We start from the raw sequence: 15779 nt of genomic DNA, 5'->3' as shown, positions 1-15779 counted from the left end.
TCCCAGCCGAAATCTCGCCTCTTGCTTGTGTGAGAGCTGCGCCACAGGATTCCTGCATGACTTCACTTTCCGTCTCCGGCCGCGTGGCCCAGGTCCTCAGCAGCTACGTCAGCGACGTCTTCGGCGTCATGGGCAACGGCAACGCCTACTTCCTCGACGCCGCGGAGCAACAGGGCCTCCGCTTCACCGCCGTCCGGCATGAGGGCGCCGCCATCGCCGCGGCCGACGCCTACTATCGGGCGTCGGGACGGCTCGCCGCGGGCACCACCACCTACGGCCCCGGCTACACCAACTCACTCACCGCCCTCGCCGAGGCAGTCCAGGCACAGATTCCCGTCGTGCTGGTCACTGGGGACGCCCCCGCCAGCGGCGCCCGGCCCTGGGACGTGGACCAGGCGGCCATCGCCGCCGGCCTCGGCGCGGCCACTTTCACCGTCACCCGGGACGCCGCGGGCGCCGTCACCCGGCAGGCGGTGGAGTACGCACTCACCCGGCGCACCGCCGTCGTGCTGGCCATCCCCTACGACCTCGCCGCGCTCGAGGCTGGGGACGAGGAGCTTCCGGAGCCGGCGGCACCCAAGGTGGCGGACGACGTCGACGGCGGCCTTGGGCAGGTCGCCCACCTGCTCGCCGTGGCAAAACGGCCGCTCATCTTGGCCGGACGGGGTGCCCACCTCGCCGGAGCCGGTCCCGAGCTCCGCGAACTCGCCGACCGGCTCGGCGCACTGACCGCCGGAACCGCCCTCGCGCTCAACCTCCTCAATGGCGAGGGGTACCTGGGCGTGGCCGGCGGTTTCGGCACCGACACGGCGGCCGGACTCATGGGCGAGGCCGACGTGGTCCTGGTGGCCGGGGCGAGCCTGAGCCCGTTCACCATGCGGTTCGGGCACCTGCTCGGGCCGGACAGCATCCTGATCCAGATCGACACCGCCCTGCAGCCGACGCACCCCCGGGTGGACGTGTTCGTTCGTGCGGACGCGAAGCCTGCTGCTTCGCGGCTTTTGTCTCTGCTGGAAGGTGAGGCTGCTGCCGGGGCGTGGCGGGCGGAGGCGGTCCGGCGTCTGGCTGTTGGGCCGGGCCACTCCCCCGGCGCTGCCGAAACGGTGGACGGCCGGCTGGACCCCCGCGCCCTTGCCACCGCGCTGAATGCCGTGCTGCCGGAGCGCCGCACGGTGGTCCAGGACGGCGGGCACTTTATTGGCTGGGCACCCATGTACTGGAACATCCCGCGGCCGCAGGATCTGGTGATGGTGGGGACGGCGTTCCAGTCCATCGGGCTGGGCCTGGCCAGCGCCGTCGGGGCAGCCCGTGCGGTGGAGGACGGCCGTACCCTGGTGCTGGCATCCGGCGACGGCGGCTTCCTCATGGGACTGTCCGACCTCGAATCGCTGATTGGTGCAGCCCGCAGCGCCATCGTGGTGATCTACAACGATGCCGCCTACGGAGCCGAGATCCACCAGTACGGGTCACAGGGCCTGAACGAGAAGCCGATGTTGATCCCGGAGGTGGACTTCAGCGGGGTCGCGCGGGCGTTGGGTGCGGAGTCCGCTGTTATCCGATCTCTTGGTGACCTGTCCGCGTTGCAGGACTGGATCGACGCCGGCGCCAAGGGCACATTCGTGGCCGACTGCCGGATCACGTCGAGCGTGCGGGCACCGTGGCTGACCGAATGGATGAATGCAACGAGGGCGGCGAAGGCGGCAGTGGCGGGGTGATCATGGGGCTGGCGTTGGGATGCACTGTCATGAACGCCAGCCTCGTCCCTTAGTTCAAATTGAAATGACGGGAAACTTCGTCGATTGTGAACTGATTGCGCAGTTTGCACGCGCTATTTTGGTTCGCGAACATCCCCTCACGCCAAAGCGCGTTGTCAAGGCTGACTTGTTTAGTCCATTCAACGGGAACAACGTACTCTGCGGAATCAACACCTTCGCCAGCATCAGGATGGGCATACTTCGCCCTTAGATCAAGACTTCTGAATCTCCTCGGCTCTCCATTGACCTCAAGAACCGCTTCGTCTGCCGGCTTGGCGGGAGCGAGAACTGTACCCACTCCCACATATCCGCGTTTCGGAACGTGCACGAATATCCGTGCTCCTACTGGAAGACCCTTCAACGTCCGGGAATACCAGTCCGAGCCTCCTGCTGAGACGAAGCCAAAGGTAGCTGCGTCTTCCCAAGAACGTGAATCGCCGTCGACGCCGAAGGCCACGTACCAATCTTGGCCATTCCATGATGCTCGCGTCCCCCTTTTTGCTGCAGGAGTCGGCAGTGCTTGAATGGCATCGTCAATAAGCCAAGTCCGGGCAAGGTACTCATGGCCTTCATCCACAAAGTAACGGAAGATCATCACATTGATGGGAACCCCATGGGTCCGGTTCAGGTATGAAACGATCCTTTCAGTGCTGCTGTCCAGGTCGCTGGCCACAATGGTCATGACGTGGCTGGAGTTGAGTTCGTCCGGAACCGGCGAACCGTCAAAGCGGATGGCGAACTCCTCATCGAAGCTCTTCCCAGGGTGACTGGACTCAAAGATACCGCGGACCTCGTCGTTGCCGAGCGCTTCAACCCATGAAGCGTAGTCCAGCGCCTGTGCCACGACCTCCCGAGGCGTCCTATCCCTTTTCAGTTCCAATATGTGGAGTGTGCCTTCGGAATCGACTCCCAGAATATCGATAAACTTCCCGTACCCAGTTGGAACCTGGCTTCCTATGAGCAGCAGTTTCGCTTCCAGGATTTCCGGGTCCTGCAGAATGAGCCTTTCGAGTTTTGCCTCGAGGGGCATTGCCTGGGTGGGTATCCTGCGAGGGATGTCGTCGACCCGCCAAAGACCGAGTTCTACAGCCATTTAGTCTCCCGTGCTTAGCAACAGCTTGAAACATCTGGGTCAACGATAGTCGTAGTCCAGCACTACTGCGCCGGGATGGCGGGCGAGAGTTGCAAACCCAAGTTCAATTCGCTGTTAGCTTTCGAGCCATATGCGGTCTGCGAATCCTCCACGTTCTTCACGCTTCTCTGCTGCCACTGCGGCGACATCTGAAAGCGAATAACCCAAAGCAGCGAGTAGCGTTGTGAAAACTTCCAGGACGTCGCCCGCTTCCTCCAACCGCCGGGGAGGAGCAGCATCGCGAAGTTCCTCAGCTTCTTCAACCAACTTTGCGAAAAGACTGTCAAGGTAAGCAGCGGAGTCAAGAATGCGGGTCTCCGGGCTCAACCCCGCGGTCGTCATAATTTCCGGGATCCGATCCCTTACTAATTTGCCCACGTCCGATGTCCTTCCGATACTTGCACGATGGGGTTCTACTCAGCACATCCGACTGCTTCGACAGCTTGGCGCCTGGCTGTGCTGATGGGCGCAAACGCCAGGACGTATAAGTTCGCCCTGGCACACGCGTTGATTGAGCATGCTAGCAGGGGCCAGACTTCAGCCACGCTGCGCAGTATTGCTACCTCCTACACCTCAGCAATCGTCCAGCACTCATTGGATGGGCCCCAAGCGCCGGCCTCCTTGGATCTAGCGCCGAAGGACTTCCTCTCTCTCGTCAAGAAGTTTGTCGAGGAGTCACCAGAGGCTGCTCTTCCGAGCGAGGAGTTGGTTGATGCAGCAGCGCGGTCCATGCCGGGAATGGTGATGCAGAAGTTTCACAACCTGCGAGGTGGGGCCGAGACACCTGATCGTTTTTATTCCCTTAGGCCATCAGGGCCGGACGCCGTTGTGGAATTCACCCCGGCTTTGATGTCGATTGCAAGTTCCTCGGAAGTGCACAGCTTGGGCTCCGAACTGACTGCGCGTTGGCGAATAGTCGAAGCATCATTTGCAAGCGGAATCGGGCAAAGTCTGATGACGCAGGGACTTGGGGTTGACCGCGGGTTGGAGCATCTCCTTGAGAAACGTCGGCGGCGGCCGGTAGCGGGCGTTGGTGCTGCTATCGTGGGCTTTCAGTACGGCCGATGCCTTATCTGCTGGGAGCCCCTTACACAAAGTGATTCTGTCGCCATTGATCACGTCTTTCCGTTCTCGCTGATGACTTCGGCCAGAACGCTGCTTAGCCCGCAGTTGGACCTTGATGCCGTCTGGAACCTAGCCCCGGCTCACGCTTCCTGCAACGGTCAAAAGAGCAATCGACCCCCCACCCGTGTTGAGATCTTCCGGCTTGGACAGCGAAACGAGGCGATCATGCTCTCACCCCACCCGCTTCGCCGGACGCTCGAACTGTCACTTGCCCTAGGAGGCTATAGAGCGGGTGAAGGTTCGTGGCACAAATTCTTGGCGTCAGTGCTGTAAGCACCGTGGATTCTGCTGCGCTTTATCCAAACGAGTTCCAGTGCCTCGAGCATACGACCCTAAACTTCAAGGCTGACTAAGATGCGAATCGTTTCCTGGAACTGCGCCATGGGCTTTGCAAAGAAGCGCCCCCTCGTCGAGGCGCTGAAACCCGACATCGCAATCTTGCCTGAAACCTCTCAACGACATATCGAGGAAACTGACGCCCCGTTTAAAGCTTGGGTCGGTTCCAACCCGCATAAGGGACTGGGCGTCGTCGGCTTCGCGAACCGTTCTTACATGCTTCATGAGGCCGGCGCGCTTCTGCCTTGGCATATTCCGTTCAGCGTGGATGGTTTGAACGTAATCGGGCTTTGGGCTCATGTCCGGGATAAAGATCTCAAGTATGTGCGGGTAACACATGACGTTATTGATCGTCACGCCGGTTTTTTATCGTCGGCACCCTCACTGATCATTGGTGACTTCAACAGCAACACTGTCTGGGACCGAGAGCATCCCGGCCGGACCCACTCCATGCTAGTGAAGAAACTCGAGGCTCTCGGCCTGCAGAGTGTCTATCACAAGAGCCACAGCCAGCCCCACGGCAAGGAGACCACGAAGACGTACTTTCATACGAAGAAACTTCACTTCGGCTATCACATCGATTACGCCTTCCTTGGCGGAACATCAGCATCGATGGCGATCGGCTGCCCAGAGGACTGGCTGATGTACAGCGACCACATGCCACTAATCCTCGACATCGAAGAAACTTAGAAACTATGCTGCTGCCCTCGCTGGCCCCCACGCCCGGCTGCAGCCGCCGCTGCCGGGACATGGGAAAGGACATCAGCACGCTCCGCCCACCGATACTGGCGGTCCGTTTAGGACCCGGTAGTTCAAGCTCAACCGACGAAACTACGAATGGTTAGTCACCTTGCCCCCGTACCGAAGCACTAGGAGATCGGCGCTCCAAAGTACACTATGTCGCCGCTGACCTCGTTCCGCGTTGCGAAACGGCCGCCCACCACAGCTGGGCTTGGCACCTGGATCGCAAAACGCCCAGTCGAGCTGATACCTGCCTGGGCGATGATGTCGTTCTGGCCGATCCAGTCCTCTGCGAGCACTGCAGCGGAGTTGTTGTCGTTCCAAATGTCGTAAATCTTGCCATCGCTGCCAATGAAGATAGGCATGACCGACGCTGGTGGAGACACGGGCTTGCCAGCGTCCGTTGCACGAAGATTCTCGTTCAGCACGGATGTCATCCGGCCGACCACATACTGCCAACCCTCCTTGATCTCGTTATACGGGTTGTCAGCAAGCACTAGCTTGGTCCCATCGACGGTCGTATCACTGATCGTCACATTCCAGCGACTGTCCGTTCCTGAAAGGCCAAATGCACCGATGTCGAATGGGCGAGCTGCTGTGCCAGTCGGTCTGGACGGTGTTGCCGCGCTTGGCGTCGCCGACGCTATCCCGGCGGGAGAGCTGGAAACCGTCGATGAAGACTGAGATGTGGACGTCTCCGATCGCGCTGGGACTGGGTTAGCACATCCAGTCAGCAAGACTGCGCCGAGCGAGACAACTGAAACGATTGCGAGGTACTTCAACAATTTTCCTTATTCACGTAATGGTCAGCACGCCCAACAGCTGATCCAGAAATCGACCTGGGTAGGCACCAGAAATGGCACGGCAAAAGCTCCCCAAATATGGGGAGCTTTTGCCGTCGTTCCTCGGGTTGTTATTGGACGGCGACGAATACTTTGTCGGCGAGCATGCCCGGCCTAACGGCGAGAACGCCTTGGCCCGCCGTAGCGGTTGGCACTTCAATGGCAACATTGCCCGTTGCAGTGCCATCTTTGTAGAGCGTGCTCATCGAGTCTATGGCTTCTGGTGCAGTGATCAATTTGTCGAGCCCATTGACGGTGGTGCCGTCTGTCCTGACATACTCGACCGACACAAAAGCGGGCACTTGGCCATTAGCGTCATCACCGATGTAGGTAGTTGAGTAGTTCACGAGAATGTACTCGGAACCCGCAGCCGGGGGCTCATTGAATTGGTTAGCCGCAACAACCGCATCCGTAGCAGCGAGGGTGACCGAGTTGATCACAACGCGCCAGTCGTCAGACTCGATAACCGAGCCGATGGGGTGTGGCTTCTCGCGGGTTCCCGCGTCGGCCGAAGAGTTGCTCTCCGCTGCCTTAGCTGCATCGCTGGACGGCTGGGCAACCGTGGTGTCACCGCTGCCCAGGGCATTCTCGAAGGACGTCGAGACGACAGAGAGGAACACGAAAACCCCGACGATTGTTCCGACAATCGAAAGGATCAGGGCGGTGATGCCCATCCCTTTTGGCTTGTCCTTGAAGAACAGGGAAACGAGGGCCAGGATAAATGCGATCGGCAGGAGTACCCAACCAACGATTAGGGCTCCCGGCATACAGGCGAAGATGAACCCGAGGACCGCAACTATGAGGGCTACAAGCCCGAGGACATTTTGCGGCTTTTTCGCCTTCCTGGGCTGGGGCTGGGGCTGGGGCGGGAGCGTCTGCGTGGGCGCTCCATAACCAGACTGCGTGAGAGGTGATTGTGATTGGTGGGGCGCAGACTGCTGTGAGCTCGCCCCCGGAAGCCCTGGTGTTGTCATAGGCCAACTATGACAGGTTCACGTATACCCATATACAGCAAGAGGAAGCTCTAAATGCTTCTTCTCGACCCAGAATTCCGCAGAATTTCGGGTGACTACCGCCCCCAGCTTTGCGTCCTTGGATCATGAATTGCAACTTAATATCAGAAGAATTTGCGCACTTCTTGAGCTTATCTTGAGCCTGCCGTCAGGTAAATTACTTTCACGCTTAACACATTGCCTATAACGCCAGCAGAGGAGTACACAAAGGTCCTCCGGAACGTGTGTCCTTACGCGCCCGTGCTGCTTGTCGCCGTCGTACTAGAGACACGTGGGCGAGGCAGCCGAATTGTGCAGTACCGGCGCCGGCGTCTACCGGGGCTGCCTGTCGGCACCAGTGATTTGCTCCAGGGCGAGCACCCCGGCCGCGAGACCTTTTTCAGCGCGGACGGCGGCGCCCAGGTCACTGGCACGGGAGGCGTAAGAGCCGTTGTGGACGAGGTCGCCGAGACGGTCGGTGAAGCCTGTGCGGAGACGCTTGGCCGGTAGCGGGGCAGGTCCGACGCCGAGCGCATGGACCCGCGCGCCCCAGAATGGCTGGTCCGCAAGGAACGGCACCACCAGCGTCGGCCGGCCCGCCCGAATGCCCGCCGCCGTCGAGCCCGCACCGCCGTGATGGATTACTGCCGCGACCCGAGGGAAGAGCCATTCGTGTGGTGCGCCCTCCAGGACCAGGACGCCGTCGGTCCCCGACTCACCCGGAGCGATGCCGCCCCACCCGGTCGCCACAATTCCGCGGAGGCCATGAGCACGCAGCGCGGCCAGGATAATTTCCCGGCGCTCGTCCGCTCCCTTGCCGAAGCCCATGGAGCCGAACCCGATATAGACCGGAGGCTCGCCCGCTGCGAGGAAGTCCACCAGCTGCGCGGGCGGATCCCAGCCGTCGTCGCTGCGATCCAGGAACCAGTAGCCGGTGACGTGGGCCGACGGAGGGTAATCGTCGGGGACAGGAACAACGTGCCTGCTGTACGGGTACAGGACGTGAACCGGGCTGCCGTCCGGATTCCGGAGCGGATCGGCCAGGCGGCGAATGCGCCCCAGGCCGATCCCGCGTCGGAAGTCGTTGATCATGCCGCCATACATGGCCCCACTCATCCGGCGCAGCCCGTAGGACGCGCGGTTGCCCAGCGCCCCGAAGGAGGCGCCGCCGAAGAACGGCATGGGGTGCGCACGCGTCGGGGTAAAGAACGGCAACGGGAGGGAAAGGACGCCCGGCACCCCCAGCGCTTCGGCGATATGCGGCCCGGCAAGACACTTGGGGTGGTAAACGACGACGTCGGGCCGCGCGGCCTGCGCGGCAGCCCAGCATTCTGCGTTCAGCTCACGCATCGCGGAGGTCATGATCCCCAGTGTCCGCAGTGCATCCCTCGGGCCGCTCAGCTCCGGCATGACCTCCTGCACCAGACGCAGCATTGCGGAACCGGCCGGTTGGTGGGTGATGGTTCCGGGGCCGGCGTGCGGCACCAGCTCCGCAAACCCTTCAGGAACAGCGAGGGTGACATCATGGCCTGCGCGGGCAAGCTCGCCGGCGAGGGCGGCGTAGGGCTGAACATCGCCGCGGGTTCCGAAAGACATGATCAAGACATGCATGGCAGTCTCCTCCAGACGGGCTCCTTCGCCGCCCTAAGGCAGGGCGGCATCGCCGCCGACCAGGCTTCCCGGCACTCCATGTGGGATGTTACACCGTCAATTCAGGATGCGCGGCGGAACTCCCCCGGCCGGACCTGGAGATGGAACGGCAGCGGCAGCTGCATCGGCTTGTCGCCGATGGGCCGGTCAAGCAGCTCGTTGATGGAGCTCTGCCCTTCCAGCTCGCCGTTCCGTTCAGTACCCATAAAACGACCTTAAGGGCGCGACGGCGGGACCGGCTTCCGTGACACGGGCAAAGGCCTGCTCAGGAACGGAGGCGAGCGCCGCCGTCGTACGCTCCCGCGGCCAGCCCGGCCGTGGGATAGACCACTTTCCGCAGGGGTCCGGAATAGCAAAGCATGCCTGTGTGATTGTGAAAGACATGAAGGCAATCACTTACAGCTCATACGGAAACCCTGATGTCCTCGAATACGGCGACCAGCCAATGCCGAAGGTCGGGCCGGGAATGGTCCTGGTCAAAGTGAAGGCAGCCGCGGTCAACCCGGTGGACTGGAAGATCATGGCCGGGTACCTGGATGCCGTCATGGACCTGCAGTTCCCCGCCATCCCCGGCTGGGACGTGGCAGGCGTTGTGGAGTCCGTGGGAATTGACGCCCGGGACTTCAAGCCCGGCGACGAGGTCATCGCCTACGGCCGCAAGGACTACGTCCACGGCGGAAGCTTTGCCGAATACATCGCACTGCCGGAGCGGCTCCTGGCCCGGAAGCCTGCCTCGCTCGGGTGGAACGAATCCGCGGGCCTGCCGCTTGCCGGCCTGACCGCCTACCAGGTGCTCAACCGGCTGGGCTTGAAGTCCGGCGAAACTGTCCTGATCCACGGAGGCGCCGGAGGTGTGGGTTCCCTCGGCATCCAGATCGCTGTGGCCTTGGGTGCCAGTGTCATCGCCACTGCCTCGGAGAAGAACCACGAGTTCCTCCGCTCCCTGGGAGCCGAGCCGGTGACCTACGGGGAGGGCCTTGCCGAGCGGGTGCGGGCGCTGCGTCCCGACGGTGTGGACGTCGTTGCCGATTTCGTCGGCGGGAACCTCGAGGCGACGCTGGCCGTGCTGGCCGAAGGAGGCCGGCATGCCTCGATCGCCGACAGTGCAGTGGAAGAGCACGGCGGCGACTGGATGTGGGTCAAGCCTGTGGGAGCCGACCTGCAGGAACTCGCCGACCTGGCGGACAACCGGAAAATGCGGGTGGAAGTTGCCGAGGTCTTTCCGCTGGAAAAGGCCGCTGATGCCTTCCGCTCCAACATGGAAGGGCATACCCGCGGCAAGATCGTGGTTGCCGTAGACCAGGATTTCTGATCCAGGCAGCCGACTGACTAAGGCTCCGTTCCCATGGAACGGGGCCTTAGTCAGTTAGAGGCGGGTGCACACCCCAGCTGCAGCGTCCGGCCCCCCGTCATCCTCTGGACCGTGAACATTCCCGCCGGATATGGAACTTCTCTATCCGTGGGTGACCGCAGCTCCCACAAAACCGACGAAAGTCCCGGCCGCCACGGCAATGAGGGCGCGCTTTCCAGTGGGATACAGCCAGCGCACCGCGAACACGGCCACTGCCATAATCACGCCGTTGACGACGCTCAGGATGACGGCAATCCATTCGGTTCCGGTGGCCACCCCGAAACCTCCGCCGCTGCAACCACTGATCCCGCACCACGCAAAACTCGCCACCATCCATTGCGGAAGACTCAGCAGCACCGCCAACGGCACCGTCCACCAGAGCTTCCTGGCGTCCGGCGTCACCCCGCGTAGCCTGACCCCCGGATACCGGGCCGAGGCGTCCGGCATGCGTGCCGGTGCACGCTTCCGCGCACTGCCGACAACCAACCGGAAGAAACCCGCGTTAACCAGCGCAAGGAGGAGGTATCCGGAATAGTAGAGGACCGTCGTCGGCATCGGTCCTCCCCCGGAGCCAATAGTCCCGATGACGAGAAACGCAGCCGAAACTGGCAGCGTCAGAACCACCATGGCGAGCAGCACGCCCTCCTTGAACCCGGCATCCCAGCCCGTGCCGACGGTTCCGGCCAGAAGCGACGTAACAACTACAGCAAACGTCACCAACAAATAGGCGACCACTGCAATCCGGGCCCAGCGCGGCCGGGCCGAGTTATCCGGCTGAGATCTTCCACGCACAATGCTCCCCCTGACGTCGTTCCAGCCCATCACTTTGATTACCGCACGCTAACAGCCGAGGGCGACGGCCGGAATTGCCATATCGAGGGAAACCCTGGGCGACGAGGAACGCGCCCCGCTCGAGGCTATAGCCTTTGCCGATGGGCAGTTTGAGCGAAAGGCAGCGGACAATCCGTTCCAACGGGGCGGACCTGGCGGTATTTGAGTACGGGCAGGACCCGGCAGCCGATACTCCTGTCCTGCTTCTGGTCCACGGCTACCCGGACGACCACCGCTTATACCTTCCGCTCATCCGCGAACTGGCGGAGACATTCCGCATCATCGCTTATGACACCCGAAACGCCGGATCCTCCTCCGTCACCGACAAGCCGGCGAGCTTTGTGCTGCAGGCCCTGGTGGATGACCTGTATGCGGTGCTGGCGGCCACGACTGCCAGGCCCGTTCACCTTGTGGGCCACGACTGGGGATCCATCCAGGCCTGGGCAGCAGTCCAGGACCCACGCGCCGCCGGAAGGATCAGCCGCCTAACAAGCGTGTCCGGGCCGGACCTGCAGCACTTTTCCCGGTGGATACGCGAAAAACTGCGGCACCCGCGGGGCTGGCCCCAGCTGTCGGGACAACTCCTGCGCAGCTCCTACGTGGCGGTGTTCCAGATTCCCCTGCTGCCCGAGGTGCTCTGGCGCTTTTTCCTCACCGGCGCCTACGAGCGTGCCACCGGGCGCACCGTAGGCAACAATTCCATCCGCGGGCTTGCCCTCTACCGGGCAAACTTCCACGCCAAGCGCCGGCCTCCGAACCGGGTATCCATTCCCGTCCATGTGATTGTCCCGGTCAGGGACCCATTCGTCTCCCCGAGCCTGACCGACGGTTTGAATGAGTGGGTTACCAGGCTCACGGTAACGAAAGTGAACGCCGGGCACTGGTGGCCGGCGACCCACGCCCCGGACTTTGCGACACTACTGCGGAGGGAGCACGACCAAGAGCCCTGAACAGCAATGCCGCGAATACCTTCCGCACCACCTGCAATTCACCTCCGCTCCAACTCCCGGCACCACAACCGCAACCTGCCCTTCCTAGCGTTGACGGGTCACCGGCCCACAGGCCGCCCCCGTTTCTTGCTGGAGGAAACCACCCATGCGCACAGTCCTGACCGCAGCGGCAGCCGCCGCCCTGATCGCCGCCATGGCGAGCCCCGCCGTCGCAAGCGGCGAGAACGAAACCGGCACGCCGTCGTCGAACGCTGCCGGCGCCGCCACCTCTGCGCTGAAGGTGAACGAGCGCAACGGCTCCTTCGACCTGCAGTCCCACCGCGGCGGCCGCGGCGAATGGACCGAAGAGTCCCTCGCCGCCTTCAAGAACTCCCTGGCGCTGGGCGTGACCACCCTGGAGCTGGACACCCACCTGACCGAGGACGGCAAGGTCATCGTCTGGCACGACGACACCATCCAGGCCGCCAAGTGCATCGACACCGCGCCCGCCACCGCCGGCGACCCCGAGTTCCCGTACGTGGGCGACCGCGTAGCAGAGCTGTCCCTGGCCCAGGTCAAGACCCTCAACTGCGGCTACGTGCAGCTGCCCGGCTATCCGGAGCAGGACGTCATCGAGGGCAACCGAGTTGCCGAGCTGAAGGACGTCTACCAGCTGGTCCGCGACGCCGGCGCCGACAAGGTCCGCTTCAACGTCGAAACCAAGGTCGAGTCCAGCCAGGTCGGCGGGGCCGGGATGGAGTCCCTCACCCGCGCCGTCGTCACCGAGATCCAGGCGTCCGGCATGGCGGACCGCACCACCCTGCAGTCCTTCGACTGGTCCTCGCTGAACCTCACCAAGGAACTCGCACCGGAGCTGCCGCTCGTCGCGCTCTCCAGCGGTGACGCGTGGATGGGTGTGGGCCAGCCCGGCGCCAGCCGCAACCTGGGCGGCATCGACATCGACGACTACGACGGTTCCCTTCCCAAGGCCGCAGCCGCCCAGGGGTACGACGTCGTCTCCCCCACGTTCCGCTCCGTCACCCCGGAGATGATCGCCGAAGCGCACGAACTCGGCCTGCCCGTCATCCCCTGGACCGTGAACACCACCGCCGACATGGAACGCCTCATGGACCTGGGCGTGGACGGCATCATCACCGACTACCCCACCCGGCTGCGCACCCTCATGGAAGAGCGCGGACTGAAGCTGCCGAAGGCTTATGAGGTGAAGGGCTAGTTTCCTGAACCCGCGCCGCTGGTGCAGCACCTGCTGCCCCGGCGGCGCTTATGCTTTGTGAAGGGTTCGAAGGGAGGGACCGATGGCTGGTCCGCTTCTGGATTCAAAGCTCATGGCACCGCGCCTTCGCGGTGCCATTGCGCGGCGGCGGCTTCACGAGCGCCTGGCCCGTGGTGCCCAGTCCCGGCTGACGCTCGTCTCGGCTCCGGCAGGCTTTGGAAAAACAACGTTGCTGGCTGAATGGCTGGCCCCGGGTCCCGGACATTCGGTTGCCTGGGTTTCCCTGGACAGGCGCGACAACGACCCGGGCCTGTTCTGGTCCTATGTAGTGACCGCGATATCCACTGCAGCGGGCGGGGCAGGGGCGGAAGCGCTGTCGGTCCTGCGGTCCACGCAAACGCCCGTGGAGCCGTTGCTCGCCACGGTGTTGAACGACCTTCAGCTGATCCCCGATGATCTCTTCGTCGTTCTGGATGACTACCATCTCATCGAGGTGTCCGAAATCCAGGACAGCGTCCTTTTCTTCCTCGAGCACCTGCCGCCCCACGTACACGTGATCATCGCCGGCCGTACCGATCCGCCGTTGCCGCTCGCGCGTTTCCGGGCCCGCGGCGAGCTGGTGGAAATCCGCGCCCAGGAACTTCGCTTCACGCCAGGGGAAGCGGCCACCTACCTCACCGACTGCATGGGCTTGTCACTGACACCGCCCGACGTCGCGGCCTTGGAAGGGCGGACGGAAGGGTGGATCGCAGCCCTGCAGCTCGCGGCGATTTCCCTGCAGGACAGGGACGACCCGTCCGCGTTCATTGCCGGTTTCGCCGGGGACGACCGCTACATTGTCGACTACCTCCTCGAGGAGGTCCTGCAGGGACAACCCGAGGGTATCCAGCGGTTCCTGCTGCAAACCTCTATCCTGGACCGGCTCACCGGTCCGCTCGTTGACGCCGTCACGGGCCAGGACAACGGCTCGTCGACGCTGCGCGTGCTGGAGCGTGGAAACCTTTTCCTGGTCCCGCTGGATGAACGGCGGCAATGGTTCCGGTATCACCATCTGTTCGCGGATGTTTTGCAGGCACGCCTGCTGGATGAGCGGGCCGGGAAAGTCGCGGAGCTGCACCTACGGGCAAGTGCTTGGTATGAGCACAACGGCTGGCCGCACGAGGCGATCGACCATGCCTTCGCGGCGAAGGATCTTGACCGCGCGGCCGACCTCATCGAACTGGCGGTGCCGGCAATCCGCAGGTACCGCCAGGAGGCCGTCCTGCAGCGGTGGCTTCCGCTGCTCCCCCGGGATGTGATCCGCGCCCGCCCGGTCCTGGGCCTGGAACTGGTCGGAGCCCTCATGCTGGGCGGAAACTTTGACGGGGTTCACCAACGGCTGCGGGACATTGAGCCCTGGTCCGACCCCGAAACCAATAATGCCGCCGACCCTGCCGATTCTTCGACCGGCCTGGTGGTCCGCGACACCGGGGAATTCCGGAAGCTGCCCGGCATGGCGGAGGTCTACCGCGCGGCCCTGGCCCTGGGCAGGGGTGACGTTGCGGGGACCATCACCCAGGCAGAACATGCGCTCAGTCTGTTGCCGCCCGACGACCATGGTGGCCGTGCCGCCGCCCACGGCCTGCTGGGCCTGGCCTTCTGGCGCATGGCGGACCTTCCGGCCGCCCATGACGCATACTCGGCGTGCAGTGACGGCCTCCGCAGTGCGGGCTTCATCGCCGACACGTTCGGCTGCGCCGTCGCCCTGGCAGACATACGCCTCGCGCAGGGCCGGTTGAATGAGGCCACAGCCACCTACGAACAGGCGCTGGACCTGGCACTCACCGAAGAGGGCCAAACGCTGCGCGGGGCAGCAGATATGTACGTCGGCCTGGGCAGCGTCCACCGCGAATGCAACGATTTGCAGGCCGCAGCCCGGTTCCTCAAGCGCAGCGAGGACCTGGGACCCGGGGGCGGGCTGCCGCAGAATCCCTACCGGTCGCGGGTGGCGCTGGCCGCGGTTTGCGAGGCGGATGGGAACCTCGACGGCGCGCTGGCCCTCCTCACCGACGCAGAGCACCTGTATGTAAGTGACTTCTTCCCCAACGTCCGGCCGGTCCCTGCGTTGAAAGCCAGAATCCTGATCCGCCAGGGGCGGCTGGCTGAAGCCCGGAACTGGGCAGCCACTCACGGTGTCACCCCGGATGACGACCTGCACTACCTCCGGGAATTCGAGCACATCACCCTGGCCAGGGCCCTTCTCGCCGAATCCGCAGGCGGGGATCCGGCGTCCCTGCATTCGGCGCTTAGCCTTTTGGATCGCTTGCTGGATGCTGCCCGTTCCGGAGGCCGGGCCGGAAGCGTCATCGAAATCCGGATCCTCCAGGCCCTGGCGCTGCACCAGCAGGGCAACCCCGGCGCAGCACTTACCGCGCTGACGGAGGCCACGGCACTGGCAGAACCGGAAGGGTACGTCCGGATCTTCGCCGATGAGGGGCCTCCGATGGCGTCCCTGCTGAAGGCCGCGTTAAAGCGGTCCGGAACCTCGCCGTACCTCCGGCGCCTCCTGGCGGCCATCGAAAGCCGCCAGGACATCACCCCGGCCACCTTCGGCCTCGTTGAACCGCTCAGCGACCGGGAACAGGATGTCCTCCGGCTGCTGGGAACGGACCTCAGCGGACCGGCCATCGCCAGTGAACTGTCCGTCTCGCTCAATACGGTGCGCACCCACACCAGCCGCATTTACGCCAAGCTCAACGTGAACAACCGGCGGGCCGCGGTCCGGCGTGCCCGCCAGCTGAACCTCCTGCCGTAGCGCACCCACTCATTGGTCCGCAGGTGACAGGAGAATTCATCACCTGAATCACCAGATGTGGTGACGCC

14 protein-coding genes are annotated in these 15779 nt (G+C 63.4%); 7 read left to right on the top strand and 7 right to left on the bottom strand.

Going from position 1 to position 15779, the window contains the following annotated elements; all coding sequences use genetic code 11:
* The first annotated feature begins 56 nt into the window (after nucleotides 1-56).
* A complete protein-coding gene (locus ACLH0K_RS05070; RefSeq protein ID WP_411375742.1) occupies nucleotides 57-1715 on the top strand; it encodes a thiamine pyrophosphate-binding protein in 1659 nt (552 codons plus the stop codon).
* A gap of 49 nt (nucleotides 1716-1764) precedes the next feature.
* Here ACLH0K_RS05070 and ACLH0K_RS05065 read toward each other — a convergent pair whose 3' ends face one another.
* On the bottom strand, nucleotides 1765-2847 hold the full coding sequence (locus ACLH0K_RS05065; RefSeq protein WP_411375741.1) for an endonuclease NucS domain-containing protein: 1083 nt from the start codon (nucleotides 2845-2847) through the stop codon (nucleotides 1765-1767).
* A gap of 114 nt (nucleotides 2848-2961) precedes the next feature.
* Nucleotides 2962-3264: a nucleoside triphosphate pyrophosphohydrolase gene (locus tag ACLH0K_RS05060; RefSeq protein WP_411375740.1), complete on the bottom strand. Its 303-nt coding sequence runs from the start codon at nucleotides 3262-3264 to the stop codon at nucleotides 2962-2964.
* A 27-nt stretch (nucleotides 3265-3291) separates the two neighbouring features.
* On the opposite strand from ACLH0K_RS05060, the gene ACLH0K_RS05055 reads away from it, so the two are divergent.
* Nucleotides 3292-4284, top strand: a complete 993-nt coding sequence (locus ACLH0K_RS05055) for an HNH endonuclease (RefSeq protein WP_411375739.1) — start codon at nucleotides 3292-3294, stop codon at nucleotides 4282-4284.
* Between the two features lie 81 nt (nucleotides 4285-4365).
* Nucleotides 4366-5037 carry an endonuclease/exonuclease/phosphatase family protein gene (locus ACLH0K_RS05050; protein WP_411375738.1) on the top strand — a complete coding sequence of 224 codons (672 nt, stop codon included), beginning with the start codon at nucleotides 4366-4368 and terminating at the stop codon, nucleotides 5035-5037.
* Nucleotides 5038-5216: 179 nt separating this feature from the next.
* Here ACLH0K_RS05050 and ACLH0K_RS05045 read toward each other — a convergent pair whose 3' ends face one another.
* The 4 genes from ACLH0K_RS05045 to ACLH0K_RS05030 all read right to left on the bottom strand — a co-directional run bounded on the left by ACLH0K_RS05045 (nucleotide 5217) and on the right by ACLH0K_RS05030 (nucleotide 8778).
* Nucleotides 5217-5624, bottom strand: coding sequence for a hypothetical protein (locus ACLH0K_RS05045; RefSeq protein WP_411375737.1), 408 nt, complete (start codon nucleotides 5622-5624; stop codon nucleotides 5217-5219).
* A 377-nt stretch (nucleotides 5625-6001) separates the two neighbouring features.
* Nucleotides 6002-6604: a hypothetical protein gene (locus ACLH0K_RS05040; protein WP_411375736.1), complete on the bottom strand. Its 603-nt coding sequence runs from the start codon at nucleotides 6602-6604 to the stop codon at nucleotides 6002-6004.
* Nucleotides 6605-7255: 651 nt separating this feature from the next.
* On the bottom strand, nucleotides 7256-8533 hold the full coding sequence (locus ACLH0K_RS05035) for a glycosyltransferase (RefSeq protein ID WP_411375735.1): 1278 nt from the start codon (nucleotides 8531-8533) through the stop codon (nucleotides 7256-7258).
* Between the two features lie 101 nt (nucleotides 8534-8634).
* Entirely contained in the window at nucleotides 8635-8778 is a 144-nt protein-coding gene (locus ACLH0K_RS05030) for a hypothetical protein (protein WP_411375734.1), read from the bottom strand.
* 176 nt (nucleotides 8779-8954) lie between these two features.
* Between ACLH0K_RS05030 and ACLH0K_RS05025 the strand changes: the two genes are divergently transcribed.
* Entirely contained in the window at nucleotides 8955-9884 is a 930-nt protein-coding gene (locus ACLH0K_RS05025; RefSeq protein WP_411375733.1) for an NADP-dependent oxidoreductase, read from the top strand.
* Between the two features lie 141 nt (nucleotides 9885-10025).
* On the opposite strand, the gene ACLH0K_RS05020 is transcribed toward ACLH0K_RS05025, so the two are convergent.
* Nucleotides 10026-10745, bottom strand: coding sequence for a hypothetical protein (locus ACLH0K_RS05020; RefSeq protein WP_411375732.1), 720 nt, complete (start codon nucleotides 10743-10745; stop codon nucleotides 10026-10028).
* A gap of 110 nt (nucleotides 10746-10855) precedes the next feature.
* Between ACLH0K_RS05020 and ACLH0K_RS05015 the strand changes: the two genes are divergently transcribed.
* The 3 genes from ACLH0K_RS05015 (at nucleotide 10856) to ACLH0K_RS05005 (ending at nucleotide 15711) form a co-directional block, all read left to right on the top strand.
* Complete coding sequence (locus tag ACLH0K_RS05015; protein WP_411375731.1) at nucleotides 10856-11704, top strand: alpha/beta fold hydrolase; 849 nt, start codon at nucleotides 10856-10858, stop codon at nucleotides 11702-11704.
* A 145-nt stretch (nucleotides 11705-11849) separates the two neighbouring features.
* Nucleotides 11850-12917, top strand: a complete 1068-nt coding sequence (locus ACLH0K_RS05010) for a glycerophosphodiester phosphodiesterase family protein (RefSeq protein ID WP_411375730.1) — start codon at nucleotides 11850-11852, stop codon at nucleotides 12915-12917.
* Between the two features lie 82 nt (nucleotides 12918-12999).
* The gene (locus tag ACLH0K_RS05005; RefSeq protein ID WP_411375729.1) at nucleotides 13000-15711 is read left to right on the top strand and encodes a LuxR C-terminal-related transcriptional regulator; all 2712 of its coding nucleotides are present in this window, start codon (nucleotides 13000-13002) and stop codon (nucleotides 15709-15711) included.
* The last annotated feature ends 68 nt before the right edge of the window (nucleotides 15712-15779 follow it).

The organism is Arthrobacter sp. MPF02 (genome assembly GCF_046605375.1).
In the GTDB taxonomy this organism is placed as follows: Bacteria; Actinomycetota; Actinomycetes; order Actinomycetales; family Micrococcaceae; genus Arthrobacter.
This window is presented reverse-complemented; position numbering and strand designations above follow the sequence as displayed.